Below are 4,150 nucleotides of genomic sequence, written 5' to 3' on the forward strand. Positions count from 1 at the left end.
CGCCATTGCTCTCGGTCACCCTCTTGGATGCACCGGAACAAAATTAACCGTTCAATTGCTTGATGAAATGAGAAAACGCGGAAACAAATACGGAATGGTTTCTATGTGCGTTGGAACGGGACAGGGAGCAGCGAGTATTTTCGAACTTCTGTAAAATAATTTTGAATTATGAATTTTAAATTTTGGATTGAATGCAAAAAGAAAATTTAATTAAAGAAAAGACATTCAATTTTGCTTTATCAATTATTGAGTTATATAAAATATGTAAATCTCAAAATGAATTTATTCTTTCAAAACAATTATTAAGAAGTGGAACCTCTATTGGCGCAAATGTTCAGGAAGCTTTAGCTGGATTTTCAGAAAAAGATTTTCTTCATAAAATGTCAATTGCTAGTAAAGAAGCAAGAGAAACACAATATTGGATTGATTTATTATCACAGTCTCAATTAGTAAAATTTGATGAATCAAAATATAAAACAGATATACAAAGTATCGTAAATATTTTAACATCAATCGTTAAAACACTTCAAGTAAAATTAAGACCGAAATTGTAATTCAAAATCCATAATCTAAAATTCAAAATTAAATAACTAAAATTTAAAATAAACATAATGAGCAATATAGTAAAAGGCGGCGAGTTCCTAATCAAGGAAATTCCTGCAAACGAAATTTTCAGTCTTGAAGAACTGAGTGAAGAGCAAAAAATGCTTCGTGATTCTGCGAAAGAATTTATTGATAGAGAAGTGATTCCGCATCATGATCGTTTTGAGAAAAAAGATTATGCATTGACAGAAGAAACAATGCGTAAATTAGGTGAAATGGGACTTTTAGGAATCACGGTTCCTGAAGAGTATGGCGGTCTTGGTATGGGATTCGTAAGTACAATGCTCGCATGTGATTATGTTTCTGGTGGAAATGGGTCATTAGCAACAGCTTATGGAGCGCACACAGGAATCGGAACGCTTCCAACTCTTCTTTACGGAAGTGAAGAATTGAAAAAGAAATATCTTACGGATTTAGCTACCGGAAAAAAATTCGGAGCGTATTGTTTAACTGAACCCGATGCTGGTTCAGATGCAAACTCAGGAAAAACTAGAGCAAAATTGTCAGAAGATGGAAAGCATTATATCATCAACGGGCAAAAAATGTGGATTTCAAATGCAGGTTTTGCCGATACTTTCACATTATTTGCGAAAATAGATGATGATAAAAACATTACCGGTTTTGTAATCAATCGTTCAGAATTGGAGAACCCTGAAAGCTTAACTTTCGGTGAAGAAGAGCACAAACTAGGTATTCGTTCGTCTTCTACCCGTCAGGTTTTTTTCAATGACATGAAGGTTCCTGTAGAAAATATGTTGGGTGAAAGAAACAACGGTTTCAAAATCGCTTTAAATGCATTGAATGTAGGTAGAATTAAATTAGCTGCCGCAAACCTTGACGGACAAAGAAGAATCTTAAACCACTCAATTCAATATTCAAACGAAAGAAAACAGTTTGGCGTTTCTATTTCAACTTTTGGAGCAATCAGAAAGAAAATTGCTGAAATGTCGACAGGAGTTTTCGTGAGCGAGGCAGGATCTTACCGTTTAGCAAAAAATGTTGAAGATAAAATTGCAGAATTGGTTGCAGGTGGAATGGATCATCAACAAGCTGAATTAAAAGGGGTTGAAGAATTCGCTGTAGAAGCTTCTATTCTGAAAGTTTTCGTGTCAGATTTAACTCAAAATACAGCCGATGAAGGAATTCAGATCTATGGTGGAATGGGATTCTCAGAAGATACACCAATGGAATCTGCTTGGAGAGATGCCAGAATTGGTAGAATTTATGAAGGAACCAATGAAATCAACAGGCTTCTTGCAGTTGGAATGTTGATTAAAAGAGCGATGAAAGGTGAATTAGACTTACTTTCTCCTGCAATGGCGATCAGCAAAGAATTGATGGGGATTCCTTCATTTGAAGTTCCAGATTATTCTGCATTCATGAGTGAAGAAAAAGCAATTATTGCAAATCTTAAGAAAGTTTTCCTAATGGTTTCCGGTGCTGCGCTTCAAAAATACATGATGGATATTGAAAAACAGCAACATTTATTATTAAATGCTTCTGAAATTCTTAACCAGATTTACATGGCAGAATCTGCAATTTTAAGAGCTGAAAAACACTTCTCTGCCGATTCTGTAGAAGCTGCAATGGCTCAATTAAATCTTTATAAAGCAATCGAAAAAATCATTGCTGCTGCAAAAGAAGGAATAGTTTCTTTTGCAGAAGGTGACGAACAGAGAATGATGCTTTCAGGATTAAGAAGGTTTACAAAATATACCAACACTCCGAATGTAGTGGCATTAACTGAAAAAGTGGCTGCTCATTTTATTGAAAAAGGGAGTTATTAGTCTTTAGATATAAATTTGATTTCAAAAAAACGTCTCAATTTTGGGACGTTTTTTATTTATTTTAAATTATAAACAATAAATGATTACTTTATAATAATTTTATTTTATCATTGCAGAGATTTAATTTTTTAGATAAATAACTAATGAAAACGCCATTAATACTAATTGCAATAATTTCTTCTGTTTTTGCTAAAAGCCAGGTGACGTATACAACGGCCGGAAAAGATTCTTCAGCTGAAGAAAAAATTTATGGTAATAAAGAACCTTACGAACAAGCAGACATTATTCCTCAATTTAAAGGAGAAATTACTCAGTTTAAAAAATTGCTTTTTGATCAACTTGATCTTAAAAAATTTAATAACAGCAATGAAGCTTATTTTTCTGAGCTTAGTTTTATTATTGAAAAAGACGGATCTGTAAGCTCGGTAAAAGCAGAAGGTGATGAGAAAGAATTTAATACCGAAGTAATCAATGCATTTAAAAAAATGAAAACCGAATGGATTGCAGCAGGAACGACTAATTGGAAAGTGCGATATCACGTTAGTGTTCCGATCAGCTACAGTAAAAATCAATTGGGTAAAGCAAGTAGTAATAAGTATAATTTTTTTGGAGATAAAAAAATAAGCACTCTTGAAATCTTTACGCAAGTAGAGCAGCCAGCTGTTTACACCAAACGTATTGAGGATTTTAAAAGTAATATACGATCTAAAGTTGGAAATCTTGCAGATTCATATCCGTTTACAATGTCGTTTGTAATAGAAAGAGACGGGCAATGTTCTGGTCTGAAAATTTTGGGAACGGCTGAAGAGAAAAATGAAAAAATAAAAAGAGCTATTTTGCCGATAAAAGAAACCTGGATTCCTGCTAAAATAAGCGGACAAACGGTGAGAAGTAAGTATAATATTAATTTTCCTGATATGTAATAATTAAACATTGTAAGTTGTCTTATAATATATACCGGGTTTTATTTAACATTTAACCTGATAAAATTTTAAATATGAAAATATTATTAGCAATTACAATATTAAGTTCAATTCCATTTTCAGCACAAATTTCTTCCAGAAAACCTCTGAAAACCGATTCTGTAAAATTTCCAAAAATTGAAAAGTCATTTATTGTAACACCTTCAGATACATCAAAATTTGATATTTCTATTGCAAAATTAGATAAAATGCCGATTGCAAAACCGAAAAAACCTGAGCTTTATTCCAGCTTAAAAGCTCCCAAAAAAGATACTACATTACATAAAATACCGAATCTGCTGGATGCAGCCAAACCACCAAAGTTAAGTGCAAAATAAACTCAGCAGCAAGCCTTATTGTTGATAAAATATCTTGATTTTTTTTCAAAATTATCTGAGTTTATCTGAGCTGTTTTATATTTTTGTATTCTATTTTTCAAAGAAAGAATGACAAAAGAAGAACTTTTAAATAAAGCTATAAAAATTGCAGATAAGGCGCACAAAGGGCAAAAAGATAAATATCATGCTCCTTACATCGCCCACGTAATGCGTGTAATGGAATACGGTAAAACAATGGACGAAAAAATCGTGGGAGTTTTGCACGATGTTGTAGAAGATCATCCCGAAGAATTCAGTTTTGAATATTTAAGATCTGAAGGTTTTCCGGAATATATTCTTTTTGCAATAAGCTGCCTTACAAAATTTGATCCCGAAGAAGTGTATGATGATTTCGTAAAAAGAACCGAAAGATCACCTCTTGCGGTCGCTGTAAAGCTCAACGATTTGCGTGATAATATGG

The 4,150-nt window shown here is 33.0% G+C and carries 5 protein-coding genes and 1 pseudogene; all 6 read left to right on the forward strand.

Annotated elements, in window-relative coordinates; translation table 11 throughout:
- A pseudogene (locus AB4Y90_RS15990) lies at positions 1–154 on the forward strand (acetyl-CoA C-acyltransferase); the annotation flags it as partial.
- A 37-nt stretch (positions 155–191) separates the two neighbouring features.
- Entirely contained in the window at positions 192–554 is a 363-nt protein-coding gene (locus AB4Y90_RS15995) for a four helix bundle protein (protein WP_441558575.1), read from the forward strand.
- 57 nt (positions 555–611) lie between these two features.
- Positions 612–2,390, forward strand: a complete 1,779-nt coding sequence (locus AB4Y90_RS16000) for an acyl-CoA dehydrogenase family protein (RefSeq protein ID WP_441558576.1) — start codon at positions 612–614, stop codon at positions 2,388–2,390.
- Between the two features lie 143 nt (positions 2,391–2,533).
- Positions 2,534–3,313 (forward strand): hypothetical protein, encoded by a 780-nt coding sequence (locus AB4Y90_RS16005; RefSeq protein ID WP_441558577.1) that lies wholly within the window; start codon positions 2,534–2,536, stop codon positions 3,311–3,313.
- 74 nt (positions 3,314–3,387) lie between these two features.
- A complete protein-coding gene (locus AB4Y90_RS16010) occupies positions 3,388–3,690 on the forward strand; it encodes a hypothetical protein (protein ID WP_441558578.1) in 303 nt (100 codons plus the stop codon).
- 108 nt (positions 3,691–3,798) lie between these two features.
- Positions 3,799–4,150, forward strand: a 352-nt coding sequence (locus AB4Y90_RS16015; RefSeq protein WP_441558579.1) for a phosphohydrolase, incomplete at its 3' end; no start/stop codon positions are given.

Source organism: Chryseobacterium sp. 2TAF14 (assembly GCF_052115105.1).
Taxonomy (GTDB): domain Bacteria; phylum Bacteroidota; class Bacteroidia; order Flavobacteriales; family Weeksellaceae; genus Chryseobacterium.